Source organism: Lactiplantibacillus sp. C232 (genome assembly GCF_023806725.1).
Lineage (GTDB): Bacteria > Bacillota > Bacilli > Lactobacillales > Lactobacillaceae > Lactiplantibacillus > Lactiplantibacillus plantarum.
The window spans coordinates 1-25578 of record NZ_JAMSKZ010000021.1; the positions used below are offsets into that span (position 1 = coordinate 1).

28 protein-coding genes and 3 pseudogenes are annotated in these 25578 nt (G+C 36.9%); 12 read left to right on the forward strand and 19 right to left on the reverse strand.

All coding sequences use genetic code 11. The annotated features are described in order from the left end of the window. Positions 1-433: 433 nt before the first annotated feature. Together MZO41_RS14950 and MZO41_RS14955 are read right to left on the reverse strand one after the other, a co-directional pair. Positions 434-856 carry an OsmC family protein gene (locus MZO41_RS14950; protein ID WP_010495029.1) on the reverse strand — a complete coding sequence of 141 codons (423 nt, stop codon included), beginning with the start codon at positions 854-856 and terminating at the stop codon, positions 434-436. A gap of 11 nt (positions 857-867) precedes the next feature. After that, positions 868-1305: an OsmC family protein gene (locus MZO41_RS14955; protein WP_010495033.1), complete on the reverse strand. Its 438-nt coding sequence runs from the start codon at positions 1303-1305 to the stop codon at positions 868-870. 136 nt (positions 1306-1441) lie between these two features. Here MZO41_RS14955 and MZO41_RS14960 point away from each other — a divergent pair, with 136 nt between their 5' ends. Further along, positions 1442-1882 (forward strand): MarR family winged helix-turn-helix transcriptional regulator, encoded by a 441-nt coding sequence (locus tag MZO41_RS14960; protein WP_027822617.1) that lies wholly within the window; start codon positions 1442-1444, stop codon positions 1880-1882. Positions 1883-1908: 26 nt separating this feature from the next. After that, positions 1909-2271: a hypothetical protein gene (locus MZO41_RS14965; RefSeq protein ID WP_027822616.1), complete on the forward strand. Its 363-nt coding sequence runs from the start codon at positions 1909-1911 to the stop codon at positions 2269-2271. A 319-nt stretch (positions 2272-2590) separates the two neighbouring features. Here the strand turns inward: MZO41_RS14965 and MZO41_RS14970 are convergent. The 14 genes and pseudogenes from MZO41_RS14970 to MZO41_RS15030 all read right to left on the reverse strand — a co-directional run. Beyond that, positions 2591-2723: pseudogene (locus MZO41_RS14970) on the reverse strand (aspartate racemase); the annotation flags it as partial. Positions 2724-2776: 53 nt separating this feature from the next. Beyond that, on the reverse strand, positions 2777-4114 hold the full coding sequence (locus MZO41_RS14975) for a dihydrolipoyl dehydrogenase family protein (RefSeq protein WP_027822615.1): 1338 nt from the start codon (positions 4112-4114) through the stop codon (positions 2777-2779). Between the two features lie 21 nt (positions 4115-4135). After that, complete coding sequence (gene trxA, locus MZO41_RS14980) at positions 4136-4450, reverse strand: thioredoxin (protein WP_064972126.1); 315 nt, start codon at positions 4448-4450, stop codon at positions 4136-4138. Between the two features lie 14 nt (positions 4451-4464). Further along, positions 4465-4599 (reverse strand): hypothetical protein, encoded by a 135-nt coding sequence (locus MZO41_RS16900; protein ID WP_255782008.1) that lies wholly within the window; start codon positions 4597-4599, stop codon positions 4465-4467. Positions 4600-4604: 5 nt separating this feature from the next. Beyond that, complete coding sequence (locus MZO41_RS14985; protein WP_053339259.1) at positions 4605-5255, reverse strand: DsbA family oxidoreductase; 651 nt, start codon at positions 5253-5255, stop codon at positions 4605-4607. Positions 5256-5270: 15 nt separating this feature from the next. Beyond that, on the reverse strand, positions 5271-6194 hold the full coding sequence (trxB, locus tag MZO41_RS14990; RefSeq protein ID WP_053339260.1) for a thioredoxin-disulfide reductase: 924 nt from the start codon (positions 6192-6194) through the stop codon (positions 5271-5273). Positions 6195-6215: 21 nt separating this feature from the next. Then, positions 6216-6500, reverse strand: coding sequence for a thioredoxin family protein (locus MZO41_RS14995; RefSeq protein ID WP_027822611.1), 285 nt, complete (start codon positions 6498-6500; stop codon positions 6216-6218). Positions 6501-6635: 135 nt separating this feature from the next. Then, on the reverse strand, positions 6636-7298 hold the full coding sequence (locus tag MZO41_RS15000) for an ArsR/SmtB family transcription factor (protein ID WP_119724052.1): 663 nt from the start codon (positions 7296-7298) through the stop codon (positions 6636-6638). Between the two features lie 296 nt (positions 7299-7594). Then, entirely contained in the window at positions 7595-10447 is a 2853-nt protein-coding gene (locus tag MZO41_RS15005; RefSeq protein ID WP_252129703.1) for a GH32 C-terminal domain-containing protein, read from the reverse strand. 191 nt (positions 10448-10638) lie between these two features. Continuing rightward, the gene (locus tag MZO41_RS15010; RefSeq protein ID WP_027822949.1) at positions 10639-10968 is read right to left on the reverse strand and encodes a hypothetical protein; all 330 of its coding nucleotides are present in this window, start codon (positions 10966-10968) and stop codon (positions 10639-10641) included. Between the two features lie 36 nt (positions 10969-11004). Then, positions 11005-11850: a PTS system mannose/fructose/sorbose family transporter subunit IID gene (locus MZO41_RS15015; protein ID WP_024002725.1), complete on the reverse strand. Its 846-nt coding sequence runs from the start codon at positions 11848-11850 to the stop codon at positions 11005-11007. Positions 11851-11852: 2 nt separating this feature from the next. Continuing rightward, on the reverse strand, positions 11853-12701 hold the full coding sequence (locus MZO41_RS15020; RefSeq protein WP_027822950.1) for a PTS mannose/fructose/sorbose/N-acetylgalactosamine transporter subunit IIC: 849 nt from the start codon (positions 12699-12701) through the stop codon (positions 11853-11855). Between the two features lie 33 nt (positions 12702-12734). Further along, positions 12735-13229 (reverse strand): PTS sugar transporter subunit IIB, encoded by a 495-nt coding sequence (locus tag MZO41_RS15025; RefSeq protein ID WP_022638613.1) that lies wholly within the window; start codon positions 13227-13229, stop codon positions 12735-12737. A gap of 15 nt (positions 13230-13244) precedes the next feature. After that, positions 13245-13679, reverse strand: a complete 435-nt coding sequence (locus MZO41_RS15030; protein ID WP_022638614.1) for a PTS sugar transporter subunit IIA — start codon at positions 13677-13679, stop codon at positions 13245-13247. Positions 13680-13912: 233 nt separating this feature from the next. Here MZO41_RS15030 and MZO41_RS15035 point away from each other — a divergent pair, with 233 nt between their 5' ends. Further along, positions 13913-16441: a PRD domain-containing protein gene (locus MZO41_RS15035; RefSeq protein WP_064972141.1), complete on the forward strand. Its 2529-nt coding sequence runs from the start codon at positions 13913-13915 to the stop codon at positions 16439-16441. Between the two features lie 609 nt (positions 16442-17050). Here the strand turns inward: MZO41_RS15035 and MZO41_RS15045 are convergent. After that, positions 17051-17542, reverse strand: a pseudogene (locus tag MZO41_RS15045) (recombinase family protein); the annotation flags it as partial. An 82-nt stretch (positions 17543-17624) separates the two neighbouring features. Here MZO41_RS15045 and MZO41_RS15050 point away from each other — a divergent pair. From MZO41_RS15050 to MZO41_RS15085, 8 genes and pseudogenes are all read left to right on the forward strand, one after another. After that, a complete protein-coding gene (locus MZO41_RS15050) occupies positions 17625-17912 on the forward strand; it encodes a transposase (RefSeq protein WP_003688751.1) in 288 nt (95 codons plus the stop codon). Between the two features lie 23 nt (positions 17913-17935). Continuing rightward, complete coding sequence (locus tag MZO41_RS15055; RefSeq protein WP_064972140.1) at positions 17936-18820, forward strand: IS3 family transposase; 885 nt, start codon at positions 17936-17938, stop codon at positions 18818-18820. Between the two features lie 160 nt (positions 18821-18980). Next, positions 18981-19766, forward strand: coding sequence for a ParA family protein (locus MZO41_RS15060; protein ID WP_064972139.1), 786 nt, complete (start codon positions 18981-18983; stop codon positions 19764-19766). 50 nt (positions 19767-19816) lie between these two features. Next, positions 19817-20020 (forward strand): hypothetical protein, encoded by a 204-nt coding sequence (locus tag MZO41_RS15065; RefSeq protein WP_015474751.1) that lies wholly within the window; start codon positions 19817-19819, stop codon positions 20018-20020. A gap of 662 nt (positions 20021-20682) precedes the next feature. Next, on the forward strand, positions 20683-21759 hold the full coding sequence (locus tag MZO41_RS15070) for a replication initiator protein A (RefSeq protein WP_064972138.1): 1077 nt from the start codon (positions 20683-20685) through the stop codon (positions 21757-21759). Between the two features lie 226 nt (positions 21760-21985). Next, entirely contained in the window at positions 21986-22267 is a 282-nt protein-coding gene (locus MZO41_RS15075) for a type II toxin-antitoxin system RelB/DinJ family antitoxin (protein ID WP_003660204.1), read from the forward strand. Between the two features lie 46 nt (positions 22268-22313). Continuing rightward, the gene (locus tag MZO41_RS15080; protein ID WP_010620892.1) at positions 22314-22499 is read left to right on the forward strand and encodes a hypothetical protein; all 186 of its coding nucleotides are present in this window, start codon (positions 22314-22316) and stop codon (positions 22497-22499) included. Between the two features lie 20 nt (positions 22500-22519). Then, positions 22520-22660, forward strand: a pseudogene (locus MZO41_RS15085) (zeta toxin family protein); the annotation flags it as partial. Here MZO41_RS15085 and MZO41_RS15090 read toward each other — a convergent pair. After that, positions 22650-22928, reverse strand: coding sequence for a hypothetical protein (locus MZO41_RS15090; protein WP_014216278.1), 279 nt, complete (start codon positions 22926-22928; stop codon positions 22650-22652). The pseudogene MZO41_RS15085 and the gene MZO41_RS15090 overlap by 11 nt on opposite strands. 22 nt (positions 22929-22950) lie before the next feature. After that, positions 22951-23178 (reverse strand): hypothetical protein, encoded by a 228-nt coding sequence (locus MZO41_RS15095; protein WP_003555660.1) that lies wholly within the window; start codon positions 23176-23178, stop codon positions 22951-22953. A 252-nt stretch (positions 23179-23430) separates the two neighbouring features. Between MZO41_RS15095 and mobQ the strand changes: the two genes are divergently transcribed. After that, positions 23431-25494 carry a MobQ family relaxase gene (gene mobQ / locus MZO41_RS15100; RefSeq protein WP_064972137.1) on the forward strand — a complete coding sequence of 688 codons (2064 nt, stop codon included), beginning with the start codon at positions 23431-23433 and terminating at the stop codon, positions 25492-25494. Positions 25495-25578: the final 84 nt, after the last annotated feature.

The following is a 25578-nucleotide window of genomic DNA, read 5'->3' on the forward strand; positions in this document are numbered from 1 at the left end:
GATCCACCGAGGGTTCAAAGGACTCCAGGACACCTTGGAAGCATCATTTATTTAAGTTAGATACATATTATATGTACGAAGGCATTTCATTTACACAAGATTCTTGACGCTACCAAATAGATCGTGTTAGATATAGATAAATATAGGCATCCAAAACGGTTTTAAAATATAAACGCATTAAAACAAGAATTTTAATGACAGGTCGATATAAGCGATTTAATACCCTACTTTGCAAATATATAGCAACCATATAGCATCTGTTTATCAACCGCTGCTCATTCATGCTATAACAGATGTACACAAAATGCAGGGCCGCTTCAAAGACGGTGGACCTAGTTGCATTGAATCAATAAAGTAGAAGATAATTGTTTAAACAATAAAGCGTCCCAAAATAGGACGCTTTTATATTTGTTGCCATCTTACTCAGCCACTACTATTTTTCAGATTTAACTTCTTTAGTTACAATTGGTACTGTATTAACCAAATTATCTCTGACAGGACAAGTATCTTCCATGAATTTAACGAATTTGGTTATCTCTGTCTTTTCCTTTGGTGTCCTGAAGTGAATATCAACACCAATATTATCAAATCCTGGACGCTTCCCAGAAATCTCTCCTCTAACAGGAATGTACAATGAACTATATTCAAATTTTTCTTTTTTGTAGAAGGAAGCTGCAACAATATCCTCACATGCCCCAAGTGCACATAAGATCCCTTCATTAGGAGTAATTCCTTCATCGTATCCATTATTTAATTCATTCGTTTGAAATTTAACTGTGAAATCACGTGAATAAGAGATGTACTTGTTAGGATCATCTGTACTTACGACCTTTGCCTTAAACGTTGTGATAGCCATAATAATACCTCCTAATCCTTAATAATGTTATCAATAATGACATTAGTCCCGTTAACTAGCGTGTCAAAGATAGGAGAACTTTTTTCAACTAATTCAACAAACTTCTGACATTCTTCCTTACTTTGACTTGTTTCAAAATTAAAGGATATCCGAATTTCTTGGAACCCATTCCGAACATTTGGATCACCCATAAATCCCCTAAAATCTAGGTCCCCTTCAAGACTTATTTCGAGTTTTTGGTAATTAAAATTATTTGATGCAGAAAGTTTCCGTGCTGTTTCTTGGAGCGAAGCACCGAGGGAGCCAAGCTCTAATTCAACCGGATTAAGTCCAGTATTCGTTCCCCCGTTTGCTTTCGGCTCGTCTAATGTATTGTGAATTCCACGTGTATGAGCATCAACTTGTAAACTTGAATTAGTCTTTCTAGCGGTTACACTGTACTTTGTCATAGTCAGCATTCCTTTCAAATATATACTAAAAGCGCTTTCAGTAATTATTATAGTATTTTCAATTTTTAAATCAATAGTTAACTAACTATCTAATCAGAAAACTATGATAAAATCATATTGTAAGGAGTGAAATGCCGTGACTAAATTTACCCTGGAAGATTGCTTAATGTTTACTACCAACACTAGCTCCAAACTTTTCAAAGCGGTGCTTACTGACCGCTTGAAAGATGTTGGCGTTACCTACAATACATGGATTTCTTTATACTTTATTAATTCTCACGATATAATTTCCCAAAACAATTTAGCTAAATTAGTAGGAATTACTGGACCTAGTATGGTCAAAATAGTCCAAAGACTTGATGATGAAGGATTAATATATCAGCAACAAGACAGTAAAGATCACCGCAAAAAGCTAATATCCCTAACAGAAGATGGAATTAAAAAGTATAACGAGATCTTGAGTATTGTTATTGAATACCAAAAGACAATGACTAAAGGATTAAGCCAAAAGGAACTGGATATTGTAGCCAACGTCTTTGATAAGATGATCAGAAATGCTAAAAAAGCACTAAGCTAGTTTCGTGTGTTATAGGTGATTTAATCATGAAAAATCAAACTCGTAATGTTAGATTAGCAATTAAGAAAGGCAATGAGATTATTGCTGATTTCAAGCAGCACACTCACGGTAAACTTAACCTTTGGGTCTCCATTACCGATCTTAGCGAGAAATACAATATCACAGCGGAGGCACATAGCAAATTTAACCCTGGAGTCTATACTACAATCGCTGCACAGCTCCCCTTCTCTGACTTTACATATGATGAGTTTGTTGAGGTGCTAATGGCATTTCAAAAGGAATGGGACATTCCCGTGCTGACCCACGCCTTTCCTAAGAAGAAGCTATTTAATCTACGCCAGAAGTATGGTGCCAGGATAATCAGGGATGATATTGTCCGCAAAGAATAGACGTGTTACAATGACGCCAACTCTTCTATTGGTAGTCCTACGTGTTTTGCGTGGGGCTTTTTCTATATAAAAAGCTTCCCAGTAACAATATTACTGAGAAGCCAGAAGAAATTATATGTATATACATATTATGACATAATAAAGCCCCTTTTTGCTATTGGCTCTAGCAGAAGGGGCTTTGTGTTGTCGTAACTCTTTCCATATGGGAAAGAGGCGGTCCAATTGGACTATGCATCACAATATCCTACAGCTGTATTATACCACGAGCACTAAGCTGTTTTCTTTTCGCTTTCTTTTCATTGAGCTAGATGTCTGCCCATGCATGATTAACTACAAGATAATCTAGACAGTCTTGGTCACGATTAGTCGATGTACGCTTATTTTAGTAAGCGTACATAACTTTCGGTTGCTATCGTTCCCATTCCACCTAAGATTGTAAAAAATTGTTGCATTTTAATTTACCCTTCTTAGGACTAACTATGTTATAAAAAGTAATATTGATAAGTTATACTAAATTTCTAATCTTGTAGGCTAATCCTGGGAATGCCATTAACATTTTCTTCTTCCAGTCATCTGGTTGCACATCCAAACTCATCACTGGAATCAGATTATTAATGTCATCTACAGCAGTCTGGCTAATTTCGGAAGCTCCCTTTAATCGTCCAGTTTTCTTGTCATAAACAATGGTTAGACGAGCATTATCGGCTGTTCCTTGATAGAAAAAGTCACCCGCTGTAATATCAATATCTTTTATAACATATTTCTCATTATTACGTGCTTCATCAATATTTATACCAGCTTGTGCTACTTGAGGGAAGGTAAAGGCAACTGTCCCGATTACTGGGTATTGAATTGGTTTCGTTTCTTTTTCAGTAAAGAGAGCACTCAGATAATCACCTTCAAATTGAGCAGTTGGTGTCAAGCCTGGCACCTTCTTACTGAGCACATCACCAAGGGCATAAATATTTTCCGAACTTGATTGCAAAAAACCGTTTGTTTTGATCCCATCTTCGGTCGCTTCAACTCCTGCGGCAGAGAGATTAAGCGAACCTAAATTAGGAACTCGACCACTTGCATTAACCACTGTATCAAAGTTACTTTTATCACCAGTCGTGGTTTCAAGTTGATATCCACTTTCCTTCTTAGTGATCGCCTTTACGCTAGTATTGAATTTAAATTCAATTCCTAACGAGTCCTTCATTTCGTTCACAAGTTGTTGAACATGTTGTGAGTAGAACGACCGGAGGGGACGATCGGAATGTTGAATAATTGTCACATCTGAACCAGCAGCGGTAAGTAAAGTAGCAATCTCCATGCCAACATAGCCGCTACCGATTATGGCAATACGCTTTGGTAAGTCCTCCAAGTCAAAAATATCTGTACTAGTTAGCGTATATTCTTGTCCAGGGAAAGATAATTGACGTGGTGTGCGTCCTGTAGCAATAACAAAATTATCAGCCTCAATCACACCTGACTCCACACTGATGTGGTGTGAATCAATAAAAGAAGCTGTTCCCGTCAATGTTTGGGCACCTAAACCCTCATACATTTGCTGTGTGCTCTTAGGAAATGGTGCGAATACTTCTTTCTTGTATTGAATTAATCTTTGCCAGTTTAACTTACCAGGAGTTTCAATTCCCTTTCCTTCTAGCTTTCGTGAGGTAAGAACTGCTCTTACAGCCCCTTCTAAGAAGATCTTTGGCTCGCACCCCTCATTCGGGCAGATTCCACCAAAACGCTTTTTCTCCACCACTAGGATTTTCTTTTTACTATCCTTCATTCCCAGCAAGAAACGATAAACAGAAGGTCCACTTCCAACTACGACGTAATTAAACTTTTCCATTAACTATTCCCCTCATTCTAATTAATCGGTATATTGAGAAAGAACTTGCTTAAGCTGGTCCTTGCTGTGAAGGCCAACCAGCTTCTCCATGATCTTCCCATCTTTCTTAATAATCAGGGTTGGAATAGACATGATACCAAACTCAGCAGGAGTATTTTGGTTAGCATCGACATCCATCTTACTGATCTTGACCTTGTCTCCCATATCCTTATCAAGTTCTTCGATAATTGGTCCCTGCATTCGGCAAGGAGGGCACCAAGTAGCCCAAAAATCAGTTAGAGTTACTCCAGTATTGGTCTCTTTCTTGAAGTCTTGATCCGTCACATTTTTAATCATGTTATCTTACCTCCCTAGTCCTTCTTTTCATCATTCTTTTTCTTGTTCCAGTGATCGGCAATACTGCAGCCGTTAGGCCCACATGTGCCACTATCACCTTGATTATCGCCGACAACTTGGAATGGTGTAGTTACTTCCTTTTCTTCCATGATAATTATGCCTCCTCTTCAGCTTGAACCTGCTTAAGTGCTTTAACGAATACTTCATATGGTTGAGCACCACTAATTGCGTACTTATTATTAATCACGAAAAACGGTGCAGCATGAATACCTGATTGTTGGGCTTCTACCTCGTCACTAATGACATCATCATGATATTTATCCGAATCTAGCACGGCCTCTATTTCATCTTTAGCTAGTCCAGCATCCGTTGCCGCATTAACTAAAACATCATGATCAGCAATCGAGGTTCCATCACTAAAGTAAACTTGGTAGAAACGTTTAATAACTCTTTCTGTAAGTGCAGGATCACCCTTACTGCCAGCTAATTTAATTAAACGATGAGCATCCATAGTATTAGTAGGGACAACCTTATTAATTTCCATCGATAATCCATCTGCGTGCGCCATTGACTCGATATAAGCCATTTGCTTTTTGGCCTGAGGCTCTAGTGACTTATTTCCCTGAGTAAAGTGATTAATATACCCTTCAGTAGTTACTTTTGGCGTTGCAGGGTTAAGCTCAAAAGATTTAAACTTTAGTTCTGTCTCATCGTAAATACCAATTTCTTTCATAGCCTTCTTCATACGATTAGAGCCGATATAACAAAATGGACAAGCAATATCTGACCAATATTTAATTTCCATCTTTAATTCTCCTTCTTAATTAAAATTTTCAACATATTCATATGCATTCTGTCCAGCAATTCCCCCATCACCAACAGCAGTAGTAATTTGACGAAGTCTCTTCTTACGAACATCACCAATTGCAAAGACACCCGGAATATTTGTTTCCATATCATCATTTGTCAGAATCCAGCCTGCTGAGTCTGTAATATTTAGCCTCTTAAAAAGCTGACTGTTAGGTAAGTTACCGATATAAATAAAGATTCCGTCTGTATTAATAACTTTCTTTTCATTTGTTTTAGTATCGACGACCTCAATTCCGGTAACATGATTTTCATCACCAATAATCTTTTCAACTGTCGTATTCCAGGTGAAATTCATCTTTGGATTCTCGAATGCTCTATCCTGAAGAACCTGTTGGGCGCGCAATGTATCACGATGGTGAACTACATTTACTTTGTTCGTCACATTGGCTAAATATAAGCCCTCAGAAATAGCTGAGTCTCCACCACCAATTACGGTTACCTGCTTACCCTTAAAGAAAGCACCATCACATACGGCACAATAGGAGACGCCCTTGCCTGAAAATTCCTCTTCTCCTGGAACACCTAATTTTTTATTAGTCGATCCGGTAGCAATAATAACTGACTTAGCGGCCAACTCTTCGCTATCGGTTTTGATATGCTTCCATTGATTTGAATCAACAGTTACTTCTTGAACATCACCACAAATAAAATTAACTCCAGCCTTGACCGTACTTTGATACATTTTCTCGCTCAAATCTGGACCTTTAATTGATGTGAACCCGGGATAATTTTCAATATCATCCGTATTATTCATCTGACCGCCGTATATGCCACGATCAATCATGCCAACTTTAAGGTTTGCACGAGCAGCATATAAGGCAGCTGTCATTCCACCTGGACCTGCACCGATTACGAGTACATCATATGTTTCCATTATTTAGTCACTCCTCACACTCTATAAATAATAACGAATTACTGTCTCCAATTGATTTTGATCTATAAAACGTGATATCCGTTCTACCATCTCATCATTTTTAATTAATATGATGCTTGGCGCAGTTAACACATTGTATTTTTTTACCATAAGCGGGTTATTATCAGCATTGAGCACTTCAACTTCTAATTGATCATGATATTTAATGGCAAGTCTGTGAATAATTGGTCTTTCCGTATAGCATTGAGCGCACCAATCGTTCTCAAAGACCAACATTTTAAGTTTAGGTATGTCTAGCTTAACCATATAACCAATATCACCTCTTATCAATTCAACTAATTCATTGAATGGTTAAATAATAGCACCTACTTTTTGTAAGTGCAAGGGTAAATTTCTGTATTTAAATTACCTAAACAAAAAAGTGACCGGTAAATCTTCCGATCACTTTTTCTCGTTAATACATTTCAATGCTCTTTTCCAATCATAGTAACTATAATTTAAGCCAAGCGCATTGTAGCCATTATTATTTAATAACTGCGTTGCAATATTCGAATTACCACATAATCTACCACGACAATAAACAATAATTTGCCGATTCTTCGGTAGTTCCGTTAGATGGTCTGATAAAGTATCAAGTGGGATATTTATAGCAGAATTAATATGTCCTTCTTGATACTCATCTTGTGGACGAACATCTAAAAGTAGTCCATTCTTATAACTTTTCAGTGCTTGTTCTAAGGAAATGCTTTTTACATTTTCTGAGGTTGTGGCTTTATGTTGAATAACTTTCATTTCAGAAAGCTCGTTTTCGCCAATATCAGTAAGCAGTTGAATTAGTTTCGTAATTAAGGGTGAACTCAGGCTGTAAATGATTCGATTCCCATCTCGCTCAGTTTTTACTAGGTGACTATCCCTTAATACTTGTAAATGCCGTGAAGTATTAGCAACACTAATCTTTAATTCTTTTGAAATTTCTTCTACACTCTTGGGAGCCTGGATTAATAAATCAAGGATTTCCAAACGACGATCACTGCCGAGGCTCTTTCCTATTCTGGATAGTTCTTTGTAAAGACTATCTTTGTACTCAATTGCTTCTTCGTACATAATCTCACCACTATTCAAATAATTTATTGAATAGTTTATCATTATTTTAAAACTTTGTATAGTTTTTCTTTAAATTACGCTCATTTACCCTATTCTATAGGCTTTTCATTCTGCTAGAATCTTCAAATAACGTCATACAACATGGTAACCATCTATCTATTTTGCTAAAAAACCGATGAGTTTCATTAATTTGCGGCCAAAGGAATTCTAGCATTTATTATGAGCTTATCTTGCTGTTGAAACTTATTTAAATGGCCAATAGTCAGTTCATCTGGATAAAGTTGTCAGGTGCTTAACTACAGGAAACTACGATGCTTTTTAATACCAATTAAGCCAAGCAAATTGCCGAGTATTACTAACAAAATACCAGCAAATGATATTGTTTGATTTCCATTATTGTCTTCACCTGTTCGGGGTAATCTTGAGGTGTTGTTAGACTGAGATTCTGTACTCGTGGATGTATTGACAATTCCATTCTTGGTAGAATTATTTAGTTGACTTGGATTGTCGAGTTGGTCAAAACTAGGATTTTCTTGACCCTTACCAGTAGCAGACGGATTTCCTGATTGAGTAGATCCAGTATCTCCAGTGCCGTTCCCACCAGCAACCGGATTCTTGGTGTACACATAGGTTACGGTCTGATCCTGAGCTGTGAAACTACCCGTAGGGGTACCTTGAACTTCTTTGAAGGTATAACCAGCAATATCCTTTTGGGTTGTCGAGTAAGGATCACCAACATTACCAGAAGAAACAACATTGTCAGCAATCGAATTGCCGCTTTCATCAACAAATTTTTCAGTTAGTTTCCCAACACTGTTCCAAATAGAAGCAATTGGATTGATAGTTAAGTTACTGATGTTAGTCGTTCCATTATCTGAATACACGTAAACACCATTTGTAGCTTGATCACCAATATTTTCTGGCCGCATAAAGAAGTTTTGGGTTATCGATTTTTCGCCATTATTAGCAAAGGCCTCAATACTTGTTTCGTCAACATAAACCGTAATCGTAATTGATCCATCAGCATTCACTGTTGCGTTCATTTTGTCTCGAGGTGCACCCATATTGGGTTCACCAGTGCTGAGTCTCTGGACAAAAAATAATCCCGTAGTCAAATCATAACCAACCAACATATCATACTTTTTATCATCAGAAACACGAAGCTTAAAGCCGACTGAACTTGGTTTATTGCTCTCATCCCAAGAAAATGTCGCACTAATTTTATATTGTTTGCCATCATATTGAACTTTTTGATCATTACTTGAAATTGAAAAGTTACTGTCCTTTTGATCAATAACATTGGCCTCTTCGTTGTTAGCAATTTCTTTGACCACAGTATTTGCCAACAAGTACCCGTCTGTTGTATCAGGACTCTTTTCAAGATTCAGTTCGCGAGGAAGAGTCATATTACCGTACCAAGGTGTTGTGTTAGCTTCTCCCGTATAGCTCCAATTCGACTGCCAAGCCAACATAACAGTTCGACCATCGGGCATATTGGAGAAAGGAATACCGGCATAAAAGTCTTCTCCTGAGTCCATTGTCATTGGATCTTGAAGCGTCTTCGAGCTCTCAGGCATCCAAGTCCCATCAGCGGTCATATTGCCAACATAATATTGCATCCCAGATCCTGTGGCATGTGCGCCTTGTTGAACACTGACACAAAATACCCACTTTGTGTCATTTGTTCCAGCTACCTTTATTGGTATCAATGATGGACATTCCCATACGCCGTTACCCACATCATTTTCACGTTCAATTTTAGAAGCATATGTCCAGTCCAACAGATTGCTAGATTTATAAATGAGGGCTTGCTGGCCAGACACAACGGTTAAATAGTATTGTTTATTAACCGCATCGTAGACTACGCTTGGATCGCGGAAATTCGCGGCATCTCCTCCCTGGTTCATGCTGGTTGGAATGATTGCCTGAGGATTAGCCGCATTACCATCCTTCGAATATTGAATAAATGTTTTGCCACCATCGAGGCTGTAGGCCAAATGTTGCTCTTGAATCTCATTTACTCCAATCCAAGTCCCTAATCCACCTTCAGCACCGTCATTTTTTCTAGTCGCAATCTCATAATCAGCTGTGTAAAAGGCTAATATGGTCCCCTTACCTAACCCACTAACATTATTGGCATCAACCACAATCGAACCGCTGAATATAGCCTTACTATTTGGTGTAGTTCCCCAGTCTCCTGTTGGATCCCCAATATATCTCACTGTTCCATAATCTTTGAGATTTCCCGTTGTGTTAGTATACGTAAAGTCTTCCCAACCTTGATTCTCTAACCAAGGAATGGCAACATCTTCTTGTGTCCAATTAATTAGATCCTTGCTGACGGCATGGCCCCAAGACATATTGCCCCATTGGTTCCCCTTTGGATTGTATTGATAATAAAGATTGTAAAGTCCTGTGCTACTATCATAAAAGAGGCCGTTTGGATCGTTGATCCAATTTTCATTACTGGAGTAATGAAATTGATTTCTATATTGTTCATCATACTGATCATTTTGACTGATATCGGGGGTTGTAGCCTTTGCTGAATTGTCAATCGCTATAGTGGTAATTGCTTTGGTGGTAATTGCTTTGGTTGCAATTGTTGTGGAAGATGTTGATTGGTCAGTTTGAGATTGCCCTACACTACTTTTTGCTTGTTCATCACTTGTCGGCAATGTGGTATTCGAATTGACAATAGCCTTATCTGAATCACTTGTTGTAACAGGTTTTGTCACATCAGTATTGTTAGTGCTATTTGAGGCTACTTGATTTTTGTTATCATCTGTTTGACTGACTGTATTACTGACTGTATTACTGGCTGTATTACTGGCTGTATTACTGGCTGTATTACTGGCTGTATTACTGGATGATGCCTCACTGTCGCTTGAACTCGGCAAATCAACTTGTTTTGATGATGCTACAGTCGGTACGTCATTGACTGAAAGCGATTGAGTAACCGACTCATCTGTTGTAACATCGCTAGTCTGAGTGTTGTTTTGACTAATTTGAGAAGACGAAGCGCTTGTCGCAGCGCTTACATTTTGCCCACCATTAAAAAATGAAACGATAAGACATGTTGATAAGCAGGCAAATACCCACATGCTCTTGCTTTTATACATCTTATAGTGCTGCTTTTCATTAGTCTTCAACCTAATTACCCTCCTATTTTTTAACAGCTCATTCACATGAGTGTTAGTCACCACTATTTATTCTTCTATCACAGTGAGCTACACCCAAAAAATCGTTGAGAACTGAATCTCACCGACTTCTCAGTCCTGCCATAGTTGCACTGATCACTGATAAATGAAGCACCTACAATTAAAGTTACCTGTACCAGGAGCTATTTGACTTTGGGCGTAATTCCTGTCTGCTGACGAACCTTCTTTTGAAAATATTTGATTTTCTGGTCATAATCGTCAACAACTGCACGAATATTTTGCTGTCCTTTCCAGCCTACATAACTGAATGTAATGGTTAGTAAAGCACCCAAAATAAACAAGCTGATACCAAGTATATATAACCATAAATTTTGATGATATAAATAAGATATAACAATACCAATTCCGCTAGTAACTGTTCCGAGTTGAATCCAATAGCCTAAATTTTTAAGCATATGCTTCTGATAAGCAACTTCTTCTTCATAACCCGTCTTCATTTCTTGAATTGTCATCATTATCCTCCTCCCTGGTAACATCATTTACTTATTTTAATATGATAGTCCCGGATTAAAGAAACCAACTAATACACCAACAAGCGCAATTACTACGAGAATTAACATTGTCCAGATTGCTGATACATGTTTTTTTGTCATTAACCACCAACAAAAGAAGGTTACAGCAACCGTTAACAATCCTGGATAAATACTATCTAATTTATCTTGAAGATTTAGGAACACCTTACCATTAGCCCCAGTTAATTTAAGTGAAGTCGTAACGCTTACCCATGAGGCTAAAACGCCACCAACAACCATGCTTCCGACGGTTCCAATAGCATGTCGAACAGCTGCACCTTGTTTACCAACTAAAAAGCTAACTGCTTGATCACCAAACTTATATCCCCGAAAATATAAAAATCGTTGTCCAAAATAAGCAATGAGTACCCAAGCAATAATATAGAATATTGCACCTAATGGTGAACCACCACTTGACATACCTAATGAAATCCCCAACAGAATAGGAATTAAAGTACCGTCAATTAAGGAATCACCGATACCGGCAATTGGCCCCATTAAACCTGCCCGCATATCGTTAATCGTTTCTCCATCGATTTCCTTACCATCAGCGCGTGCTTGCTCCATACTAGCCGTGATTCCAACAATAACTGTCCCTAACATTGGATTAGTATTAAAGAAAGCAGTATACGCCTTGATGGCTTTAACTTGATCTTCATGCTTGGGATATAATTTTCTGAGAATTGGCAACATAGATGCCATATATCCAAATGTTTGCATATGTTCTTGAGAAAAGCATGTTAGTGCCCCCCAAAACCAACGATGAAATGACTTTGTCAATGTCTTTTGATCAAGCTGATTATGACTATTAATTTTATCCATGATCAAATATCCTCCTCATCGTCGCTATTACTTGGACCATCAGTGACAGCTTCAGATCCTGATGTTTTTGCCATCTCAACTTCATACATAATAACTGCAAATAATAGCGAAATAACCGTAACTGATACCAAATTAAGTTTCAATGAAGCAGCAAGCGTAAATCCTACTAAAAATGGGATGAAATCTGCTGCCCGCCCAATGATTTGGCGAAGTAAAATAGCAATCCCAACACATGGTAACATTCCACCAACTGTGAATAGTGTCTTCATTGCTATCCCATCCATAGGCAGCGCATTTCGTAATGCCGTTACCGCTGTTGCACCATAATAAGTTAATAACATGGTTGGTAAGAAAGAGAAAATCGCATGAGAAATCCATGGCCAGCCAAAATTAACTGCCGTCAGTTTATCCAACTTGCCACTATGAACATCTTTCCAACCAAAAGATTGCCATACCAAGTTCATAGTTGCGACTGCGTAATACAAAACTGTTCCAACTGTACCCACCAAAGTTCCAACTGATTTTGCAAGGTTAGCAGCACTACCGCCAAGCGGATTCAATCCTTGAGAAGCAATTGCGACCATTGCCAATGGAATACCAATATAAGAAATTGCACGAACATCAGCAGATACTGTCCCACCGGGTGTCACTAACGCAATGTAAACCAACTGCATTGCAACACCACAAGCAATACCAAGTTGAAGATTTCCAAGAATAATACCACAAACAAGCCCACCAACTAATGGGCGGCCAATCGTGTAATTCCCAACTGCTTGACCAGCCATACAAGAATTCGAGCATAAACAAGCAAACAGACCTAATAGGGCTGCTTGAAGCCAGCTAATTGTCATTTTAAAAGCCTCCTATCCTTTCTCAATCATTGATTAATATCCGAATCTCGATTTAAATTTATTCCAACCTCCTAATCGTTGATCTGGTAATAAAGCAAATTCCACGTTATAGCCATTCTTTTCAATAGCTTCAAACGCATCACCCTCAGACTGTGTAAAGGATTGATTATCTCCTAATTTAATCGCACCTTCCCGATCATTACCTGGACCAACAATAATCGTCTTAATATCACCTGGTTTAAAATTCATATCCACCAAAATTGTTTTCATATCTTGCGGGTTTTTAGTAATCAAAAAGTATTTTGTTTCCGAACTCAAAACTTTGTCTCTGACTTGGTTAAAGTGATCAAGGGTCCAAACAAAAGTTTTTTTATCCGATGCAGCCTTATAAGCCTCAGCTAAAATAGCATTATTAGCTGCTTTATCGTTTACTGCAATAATTCCATCACACGGATACTCTTTACCCCAACGGACAGTTATAAGTCCATGAATCATACGATCGTCAATACGAACAAAAGAAATTGCCATTTTAATATTTCCTCCTTAAATGTCTTCATCAGATGGTTTCAATATTCCATTCATATCTAAGGGCCTAATGGCCTTAGTTGCTTCTGAAAGAAGCTTACTCTTCAATTCGATATTATCTAAAGAATCTTTAAACATCATTGCGGTTAATGCCATTGGGAAATTCATCCCCCCAATAATGATGCTATCATTGAATTTTTTTTGTCTATTTAAAACATTACATACTGTGGTAAGGGGACTACCACCAATAATATCTGCCAAAATAACAAACTGAGAATTCTCTGGTATTGGCTTCATAGTAGTATCAATTCGCTTATCTAACGTATCAATAGCTTCATCAGGTTTTAAACCAATGGATATGACTGTATTAGTTGCATCACCCGCGAACATACTTAAAGTCTGTTTTAAACCATTAGAAAAATCACCGTGACTAATGAGTAACAAATACTTCAATTCACTTTCCTCCTAACTCAAGAAATTTTTGAATACATTTTCTAAAAATGATACCTATCATCATTTATTAGGGATAGCACCTTCTTTATCATTAAATAATATAAGCAACTTCGAATTCGAACTAGACTGAAGAATAGTTAGCGCTTACAATGTATATATTAGGCATATAAATATAAAAAGTCATCAAAATATTGTGCTTAATTTCAGACAATAGTGCTTAAGGGGTGGAAATTTTGAATGCAATAGAAAAACTTTATGCGGTCATCGCACAACAATTTCCTAACGTTCGTATTACTACGAACCAAGCAGCTCATGCAATTGGGCTGACACGTGGTGTAACTAGCAGTTATCTATCAAAATTAGAAAAACAAGGGCGATTAGAAAAGTCTGGCAGCAGACCAGTATATTGGCAAATTAAACATAGAAAGAATGCTTTTGATAACTTAATAGGCTCATATGGCAGTTTAAAATCTAATATTAAAAATGCTATAGAAGCCATTGTCTACCCTAGCCATGGGTTACCGGTTCTTATTACAGGTAGTCATGGCACTGGTAAACTATTATTTGCTCACGCCATTTACAATGAAGCCATCAGACGTAAAATCTTGACTGAAAAGGCTATTTTTAAACTAATCGATTGTGAAGATTATCAAAATCAGTTAAACGTGCTGAAAAGAGAATTGAAAACTATTTCTGCCCAGTCTAACAAAATCAAATCTGAAGATAGTTACGTGTGTATTAAAAATCTACAGACATTTAAGCCTGTAGATCAGCACGGTTTATTTACTTATATTATGCAACAACCCGATAGTACCGTTCGTTATATTTTTTCAACGACTAATACAAACCTCAGTCTTCAAGATAACATATATTTAAAAAATGCTATGGTGAGAATTGACTTATTGGACCTTGATAGCAGGCCTTTTCATGAGAAAGTTGCTTTTATTATTATGTTCCTACAACAACAAGCCGATCAAATTAACAAGAAGATTTTAATTTCACCATCTGAACTTATTAAGCTGGCCAAGCTTAGACAAGCTGATAACATCAGAGGCCTGCAAAATACAATTAAACTACTGGTAGCGTCAGCCTACGCCCGATCCTTAAAAATGAATCAGTTAGTTATTGGTTTAGATGTAAATCATGCTATCTCCATCATACCTAACCAGAATTTATTACAAACTAGCATAACTAGGGTAGTCAACAATATCCTACAGCTTAATTCCAACTCACACACTTTACTCGCAAAACTCACGGATTCACTTGGCCATAGTGAATCTATCACAGAGCAAAATTTTTATGTGCTTAAAGTGCTTAAGCAAGTCAGCGTTATTACTAATGAACCGGTATTGATCAGCTTAGCACCGACATTTCAAGAGGCTGTCCAGAAGTATATTACTACTCCCTATGGCATTAATTTCCCACAAAATAGTAACTTTTGGAATCAGGTTGCTTTAGCTTTCATCTATGCTAATCTTTGTAGCATCAACCTACCAGATGATGAACAATCCTCCAAACTGCAAGAAGCTTTAAGAAATCATTACCCGAGAAGCTACTATTTATTTAAAAAATTATTGACCAAAATTGAACCTCAATACGTAAAAAATAGTTATCATTACCTTCCGTTTTTCATCCTGATGGCATCAAGCACAGATAAAATTGAATCTGTGCATTATAACGCTATTTTATTAGCACATGGAGAACAAACTGCTTCTAGCATTCAACAAATAGCGAATACATTATGTGGTAATTACTTTTTTGAAGCCTTTAATATGCCAATAGATATTTCCTTGGGAGAAATTAATACTTATGTCTGTAATTATTTGTCTGAGCAAGGTGATTCTGCAAAAGGAAATATTGTTCTATTTGATATGGGATCACTACACCAAATGTTTAAAGAAATTAAGAAAGTTTCTGATCAAGAACTTCTAGTTGTTAATAATATAACAACTGCAATGGCGCTTGATATTGGTCTTCAGATTCAACGCAACGAACCATTTCTTGCTATTGCAGAAGCAAGCCAGAAATACGGTGCTACTACTGATTCTCAATACTATGAGGGATTATCGAACAAACAAAATATTATTGTTTCTTGCATGTCAGGAGTCGGCTTATCCAAGGAACTTAAAAAGCTTATTCAAACAACTCTGTCATCATCCTTAGAAATAATTGCTCTAGATTACAAGCAATTACACAATTTATTAATCAACCAAGATCATCAATTTTTTTCAAAGACAAAATTAATCTTAACCACAACCGATATCAATCATGATTTAGATATTGAGATTATAAATGTTTATAGTATTTTTGATAAAAACACATCTTTAAAATTACAATCAATATTGTTATCAATTGGTGAAAGTTATGAAGCCTGCAAATTATTGATTGATCGCTTACTACAGTTTCTTTCAATTGAGGGTATTCGTGGACGGTTACAAATTTTGAATCCCAATATTGTAATTGAAGATAGTCAAGACATTGTTACCCATTATGAGAATTTCTATGATGTTAAATTTAATCCTAGATTAAAGCTCAATTTATATATGCATCTCTCGCTAATGATTGAACGAATGATTATGAATCATACAAGCTCTGATAATCTGATAAAAAAAATGGCCATGACTAGCCAAGAAAGAGATTTTTTCACATTGTCTAACGGAATCTTTAAACCGATAGAAAAAAAATTCAATATTGAAATCCAACCTTATGAAATTGAGTTAATTTATCAATTGATCAAAGATTTTATAAAAAATAAAAGTTAAGACGTAATCTACCGTTTTACCAAAAGGAGCAGAGAGACTACTATGATATATTGCTACTATCTTTAATCCATTTCGTTTAGTATCCTTTACTATATATAATAAAGAGGCCTCTAATACTAGTGTTTCTGTCAACATCATTCATACCGTCCAATGATAAAACATGGTCACGAGTTGGCATAAATAAGAATCAACAATTCCCGTCATTGGCGATAGATTTAAGATGACGTTTCCTTAATTTTGAATGGTGTTCATGGTCTTAGTTAAATTTTTCTTGTTTCTGCCCAATTGATTCAATTCAGTAACTATGACAACATTACCTTAACAAATCATAATTTAGATAATAGTATGTTCCATTTGGAAACTAAGCCTTATAATTAACATAGGGTTAATAGCTCTTAATCAAAATACCCACCAAAGGCCTGCTCAACTAACAATTGAGTAGGCCTTTGGTAGTACCAAATTAATCCTTATCACAACTAACCTCAATAGCACAACAGGTATAAATAATGCTTAAAATCCCTAAATAAATTTCTCTCACAACTGTTTAATAAAGCGGCAATCCCCGTCGTACGTGATTAATTAAACAGTCAATTCTTAAAACACCTATTTTTAAATCGACTTAAACCTTCGCTGTTGCGTGCGTTTACTAATCCCCGTCTTTCGTTCAATCATCTTATAAGTCATGCCTTGTTTTCGCAACTCATAAGCAAATCTGATCTGTTCATCAGAATACGTTTTCGGTCGCCCTTCCCGAAACAACGGATCATGTTGCTTGGCATACAATTTACCTTCTTGTGTGCGCGTGACAATCATATCGCGTTCAAACTGCGCAAAGGCGCTAAATATTGTAAAGACTAATTGGCCAGTCGGCGTATTGTCAATTAAGCCCATATTCAAAATGTTGACTTTGACATTTTCTTTAAACAACTCTTGGATAATGGCTAAGGCCTCGCGCGTGTTCCGTGCAAACCGATCCAACTTAGTGACAATCAAAGTATCGCCTGTTTTTAGAACGCGCAACAATTTTTGAAACTCCGGTCGTTCAGTAGTTGTGCCGGTAAACTTTTCCTGAAAGATTTTTTCTGCTCCTGCCAATTTTAGTTGGGCCTAGAATAAAAAGTGTACAAGTTAAATAGAGACTCTGATTTAGTATAATTAAGGAAGTAAATTGGAGGATCAAATAATGACGAAGCACAGTTATGACAAGGAATTTAAGGAACAGGCCGTTCAGTATTACTTAGATAACAAGGATCACATGACCATGAATGAAATAAGTAAGAATCTAGGTATTGGGGCTAGTACATTACATAAATGGATTAAGCTGTTTACTGAGACTGGGGAGTTTGGCCGTGGCTCTGGTAATTTTGCCAGCGATAAGGACAAGGAGATTGCACGACTAAAGCGTCAACTTCGTGACGCTGAAGGAGCGATCGAAGTGTTAAAAAAATCAATCGGGATTCTGAGCAAGTAACTACCGAAAAGGTATACCAAGAAATGGACGTTCAGCACGCTTTGGAATCCCACCCTTCCATCAATGGTATGTGTGATTATGTTGGAATCTCAAGAAGTGGTTACTATCAACGAGAAAAGCGTCATAATCACCAATCACCGCGAAAGCTTCGGAAGAAGTTTATTCAAGGTGAAATTAAAGCAATTTGGCTCAAAAGCCTTTGTATTTACGGTGCCGGCAAAATCACCCAAGAACTTCGCTCAAAAGGATATAAGATTGCTGAACGAACTGTTGGTAAGTATATGCGTGAACTTGGCATTCACGCCGTTTACCTAACCCCTTGGACGACTACCACTCGCAATTCTAAGTTTGATAAACAGCTAATAAATATTTTAGACGAGCAGTTCAATCCATTGCGACCAAACGCCGTTTGGTGCATTGACACCACTTATATTCCAGTTCATGACGGATTCGTTTATTTAACCAGTATTATGGACTTGTACTCCCGACGGATCATTGGTTGGGACTTATCTGAAACCTTGGAGGTATCGAATGTCATCCCACTTATTGATATTGAAAAGACTAAGCACAGTCGCCATATTAGCAAGCCATTAATCATGCACAGTGATCGTGGTAGTCAGTTTACGTCTGAAGCTTACAATCAAGTTACAGCTAACATGACATTAAGCTATTCAAAGAAAGCTTATCCTTGGGATAATGCCTGCATTGAGTCGTTTCATGCCTTGATTAAGCGTGAATGGATAAATCGGTTTAAAATCCATTCATACTCCGAAGCTAAACGACTAGTTTTTCAGTACATTGAAACGTTTTACAACACAGTTAGAATTCACAGTCACTGTGGATTCAAATCACCAAAGCAACTTGAAGATGAGTATCAAACTCAAATTCAAAATTTAGTCGTGGCATAGGACAAAAAAGTCTCTATTTAAATTGTCTATTTTATTGACAGGGGACCAGACGGACATTAGCAAACATACACAACAAAGAAAAAACATGCTGTGCTATATTCAGTCATTGCATATCATATCATGCTATGATATGCTTTAACTGTAAACAAGGAGGCGCCCTATGAAAATAATTACTTTTTCTGCTATTAAGGGAGGGGTTGGCAAAACAACCTTAACTTTCAATTATAGTGAATGGCTGTCTAGCAAGGGCTATAACGTTTTGCTGATTGATAGCGACCACCAATGCAGTCTGACCCAAACCTATGATATTTATAAAGACAATGGCACCTTAGCTAACATTTTTACAAAAGATAGTGAAAAAGTAGAAATTATTGAATTGCACAAAAACTTATCAATTATTCCTGCTTCTATGAATTTAGATATGGTCAATAATGATCTTCAAACGAGAGCCAACAAAGAATTACTAATGTACATGTGGTTCTCAGACAATTATGACAAACTGAAAAAATTTGACTATGTATTAATAGACACACATCCGGATTTTTCGACAATCACGCAAAATATGATTGTAATTTCGGATTTAGTATTTAGTCCGATTGAACCAAGTGAATACGGTTTTATTTCCAAAAGTAATTTGGAATTAAGAATGGAACAATTAAAACAAGAAGTAATTAATGTTGAAAGTCGTAAAAGCTTTATCACAGCAGAACTAAAATTTATTGGAAATAGAATAAAACATAATACTAAATCTTCACATGAATTTGTGGAACAAATGAAAAAAGATCCCAGAACCATTGCCTTAATTCCTGAAAGAGAAGTATTCAATAAAACAACTCTTAATCATGAACCGCTGATCAACATGGAAAAAGGCAAAAGCTCAACTCCAAAAGCAAGGGAATTTTTTGAGAAAATTGACAAAATATTTGATACGTTTACTAAGCAATAATCATATCATGCTATGACATAGTATGATATGCTATCGAAAGGATCAACATCATGGCATTTGAAGATAAAATGGACCAATTAAAAAACAGTATGAACAGCAATCCAATAACAAATGAACCTCCTACACCTAGAGTTTCAAAGTCTTATACTTTAAAACAAAACGTTGCTAATGAATTGGCCAGACGTGCCAAAGGAAAAGAGTTAACAGCTTCCAGATATTTAGAGCAGCTATTGAAAAAAGAGTTCAATCTATAATTATGATCAGCCAGAAAATGCATAAGTACAACAGCAACTACAATAAATGTTACATTTTTTGGTTAATTTAATTAAAACATCGATTGAATAATATTTGCTAGTATATTCAATCGCTTGTTGGTTCCAAACTAAGAGCTGGTAAAGTATACAAGATCAAATAATGTTGCTGGAAGATAAGCGCTATGCTAGACTAAAACTAATTTAACAACCGAATAGAAGATAAAGCTAAACAGAAAAAGTCCTTGATTCACGGGGAATCAGGGACTTTTGGTTTAGCAAGTAGCTATCAGACAGCTACTTAGATTCAGTCAATTTTAACTTGGCGGTGAAAATCGACTGAACATTGTTCTTAATTTGTAGGTTAATTATACCGCAAACCAGTCCTAGAGGACAAGTGAAGGATAGTTAAAAACAAATCAAAGCCAATGGACTAAGTAGCTAACCGAAGCTATTTAGTCCATTTTTTGTTGTTAGAAATTAAAAAAGTTGCCGAATGGGCAACCAAGAATAGACACATGCTGGTAAATTACAAAGCCCTCACGGCTAAATGAATGCTTTGTAATTTAGTTAAAGCATATCAGATTTGTATTTTAAAGCAAATCTAATGTTTTAGCAACTCTCTTTCGAGACAGTATGTGTCAGTTGAGAAGGGAAGTTTTATAATGAATCAAACTAATTTCAATTTTATTGAGTCGGAAAAAGCTTATGCAACTCGTTTTTTCCAATTCCCACAGGTTTTAATTTATGGATCTCAATATAAGACATTAAGTGATAGTGCAAAATTAGGATATATGATTTTACACGATAGACTAGATTATTCATTGAAAAACAACTGGGTTGATGAAGATAACCGGGTTTATTTCATTTTTACAAATCAAGAACTAACAGATCTTATGGGCTGGTCAAAAAAGAAAGTGATTAGGGTAAAAAATGAACTTGAAAACCAAGGATTATTATTTCAGAAAACCATGCACTTTAATCCCAAAACTGGTAAAAATGAACCAAATAGATTGTATTTAGCAGATTTAGAAGTTACGGCAACAGACATTTATACAAAATCTCGGCAACAAGAGCCACGAACCCTTGGTATACGCGAAAGTGTCAAAACGGAACCTTCGCGGAAGTTCGTTAAAACCCTTGATACACGCGAAAGTGTCAAAACGGAACCTTCGCGGAAGTTCGTTAAAGATACACCACAAACCCTTGATACACGCGAAAGTGTCAAAAAGAGTCACAATCTAGACTATACTAATAATTTAGATACTAATAGATATAATATAGATACTCAAAAGTTGGACTTTTCCACAGCCCAATTCTCACCAGCGGAACTAGAAAAGCAAAACAAGGATTTGGTGATCCATGCTAATGATTTCTTAACTGATGAAGATAGTGGCTTACCGGTTTTCTTAGAACCCGAAGCCGTGCAATTACTTAGTTTCTGGTGCCGCACCCCACAACAAATGCGCCGGTTTATTGGTATTATCTTGAATGCTAAATATCGAGTTGAAAAGGATCATCAGGACATTGGCGTCATAATCCCACTTGATGATGAGGAACTGAAGCCTTTAATGACTAAAGCCTTGAGGCGCTACTTTAACGCCCTGAGAAGCAATGAGAAGCACATTAAAAACGTGGAGAACTACTTGTATGGCACCATGCAAAACTTATTTGGTGTTTGGTGGAATAAACAGGCGGCTAGAGAATATGCGGCCAAACACCCTAACGATGAGCGTGCTTAAAACTAAAAAGCTATATAAGGCCATTTAAGCTGTTTTAAACAGATAGAGTATAATTATATTAAACGAGTTTTAAAATGCGCTTACGGGCACTTTAGGAACGTTGTATAAGTGCCATTGCGGAAAGGACAGCAAACTTAAATTCACAACTTTTAAAGAAGCAGGCTAATTGAGATGGTACTCAAAGATTAGTATAATGTGAGTAGTAATAAAGGGGGGCGAGAAAATCATGGCAGTTAAGGAAAAGAAACGCGTACAAGTCCAGATTGACAAAGAATTGGCAGATAATACCGAAGCCGTTTTAAGCCAGTTAGGTCTAAACCCAACTACCGCGATCAATATGTTTTATAAGCGGATTGTTGCTAATGGTGCCTTACCTTTTAATGTGTCTTTAAGCGAAGAAGAAAGAGCTAATTTACGCTTTTTAAAGGCTACCAAAGAAACACCAGTCACCGAGTTCAAAGACGCTAAAGAGGTCGCTGATTGGCTCAATGATCCAGATGAGGACTAATGACTTATCAGATTAAATAAATTAATAACTTGGAAGTGTGATGAACATGAAAGATACAATCACAATTAATGACTTTTTTGAAATTGCCAAAGAAACTGATTTAAAAGATTTACTTGATAAGTCATTACATGAGCCAGACCCAGAAAAGCGCAAAGTATATGACGCTTTATATACCTACTTTTTAGATAAAAGGCAAGATGAGGTTATTAAGCGAAAGGACTTTGTCCGTTGATAGATAAACCCCAATATATATTGAGGAATTTTCCTTGGATAAACCAAAATATTACTTATCCAGAAAAGGTGCAAAAGCAGTTACAAAATTTTGCAGATCAAAACCCAGAAGTAAAGCCTAGAAATGATCCAGAAAATAAAAACGATCGGCCTAGTTATTAGGTTGATCGTTTTTTAATTTATCCGGTTTATGGGCGTTAACATAGTCAGCAAATATTTTTAAAAGTTCTTCGGTTTGTTCGACCGAGAGGTTATTAGCTTGGAAGTACTTTTCTAATAAGGCCCCTTTTTGAATTAATCGGCGAGAACGGGCTTTGCGGGCTTGCCGATTTTCATAGTATTTAGATTGCCGTAATTTAAAATCTTCCCGCTCAATTTTTTGTTTTAAACGCGCTTGTTGCTCGACTAGTTTTTCATATTGATTAGACATGGAATTTCCCCATCTCGTATGGCTAATGATCTACGGACTTTACCTTTAAAAATTCAGAAAATTGCTTAGCTAAAAGCTTAATCTGATCGTTAGACAAATTAGCATAATCTAAATTGGCTTGACTGATGATTTGTTTACCTAGCCGTTGTTCAATCTTATTTTTTTCGTCCTTAATTTTTTGATTAAGGGCTTTTAATTTAGCTTCTTGTTTTTCTAAGTTGCTTTGAGACATAACGATCCCTCCAATCATATTAGAAATAATCACTGACACTATATCATAAGGGAAACGTTAAGTCAAAGTATAAAAGTTGAAATAGCGAAGCGGAAGGCATACACTAAGTTAAAGTTAAGAGAATCAGAAGACCGAGTGAAACGAGGTCAATGCGCACTTACACCCCACTAAATTCTTGTGGGGTAAATCGTGCTAAAATCCTGTATTAGAAGTCGCCGATGGCGACAACAAAGTCAAAACCCATAGAATCAAAGGAAGATGGTGACTGACATGGCAATATTTCACATGAGTTTTAGTAATATTAGTGCTGGTAAAGGACGAAGTGCGATTGCCAGTGCCGCTTATCGAAGTGGTGAAAAGCTATTTGATGATAAGGAAGGTCGCCACTATTTTTATGCCCGATCGATCATGCCAGAAAGCTTTATTTTGACGCCAAAAAATTCACCTGAATGGGCGAGTGATCGAGAGCAGTTGTGGAATGAAGTTGAAAAGAAAGATCGTAAATCAAACTCACGGTATGCAAAAGAGTTTAACGTGGCTTTACCGGTAGAATTAAGTGAATCCGAACAGAAAGAATTATTGACAAAATATGTGCAAGAAAATTTTGTTGATCAAGGCATGGTAGCTGATGTAGCGATTCATCGCGACCACCAAGATAATCCGCACGCACATGTGATGTTAACTAACCGACCATTTAACCCAGACGGAACATGGGGAATCAAGAGTAAAAAGCAATATATTTTAGATGAGAATGGCAATAAAATGTATACCGGAACTAGCAAGTACCCTAAGAGTAGAAAGATACTGATGGTCGATTGGGATAAGAAAGAAAAAATAATTGAATGGCGTCATAATTGGGCAGTTAGTGTCAATCAGGTTTTAGAGCAAAAAAATATTCCGGATCGAATCAGTGAAAAATCATTTGTGGAACAGGGAATAGCTGACACACCAATGCAACACGAGGGAATCAATAGCAAACGGCATGAAAGAAAGGCATTTAATCAACAAGTTAAGAACTATCGTAAGTCCAAAGCTGGCTATAAAAATATGCAGGAGAAAGTAGTTAATCGAGGCCACTTGGATAGCCTAAGTAAACACTTCTCATTTAACGAGAAAAAAGTGGTCAAAGAGTTAAGCCACGAACTGAAAACTTATATTAGTTTGGAAAGTTTAGATGATAAGCGGCGCCTGCTATTTAATTGGAAAAACAGTACCTTAATTAAGCACGCTGTTGGTGAAGATGTCACTAAGCAATTATTGACAATTAACCAACAAGAAAGTTCACTAAAAAAAGCAGATGAGCTCTTAAATAAAGTAGTTGATCGCACGACTAAAAAACTTTATCCAGAGCTTGATTTTGAACAGACAACCGCGGCTGAACGACGGGAATTGATTAAAGAAACTAATAGTGAACAAACGATTTTCAAAGGCAGTGAATTAAACGAACGTTTAATGAATATTCGTGATGATTTATTGACCCGACAATTATTGACCTTTACCAAACGGCCATACGTTGGCTGGAAGTTATTAATGCAACAAGAAAAGGAAGTCAAAATCAAGCTTAAATATACGCTGATGATTCATGATGATAGCTTAGAAAGTCTAGAACACGTTGATCAAGGTCTACTAGAAAAGTATTCACCAACCGAGCAGCAAAAGATTACTCGCGCAGTCAAAGACCTACGGGCAATCATGGCCGTTAAGCAAGTCATTAAAACGCAATACCATGAAGTATTGAAAAGGGCCTTTCCCAAAGGCGATTTAGATGGATTGCCATTGATTAAACAGGAACAAGCCTATACAGCCGTGATGTACTATGATCCTGTTTTAAAGCCATGTCAGGCTGAAACAATTGAACAGTGGCAAGCAAATCCACCACAGGTGTTCAGTCCCCAAGAACATCAACAAGGACTAGCTTATTTATCGGGACAGCTTAGCTTAGATCAGTTAGAAAATCATCACTTACAACGGGTTTTAAAGCATGATGGCACTAAACAACTCTTTTTGGGTGAATGCAAAGCCGATCCGACGATTAAGAACAGTCAGATCGAGAAAATCCAAAAGCAGTTAAAAGGGCAACAAGCCAAGGACGACCAGTACAGAAAAGAAAATATCGGACATTATCAACCGCTAAATTACAAGCCAGTTAGTCCAGACTATTACTTAAAGACGGCCTTTAGTGACGCGATCATGACTGTTCTATATGCTCGTGATGAAGATTACCAACGACAAAGACAGGCGCAAGGTTTAAAGGAGACTGAGTGGGAAATGATGAAAAAGCAACGGCAACACCAAACTCGAAACCGGCATGAAGATGGGGGCATGCACTTGTAATCGGAATAAAAAATGCACCGTTAAACCTGGTTAAAAGCGGCTGAACAAGGCAAAACAGAATTAGAACAAAAGCTGAATCATAAG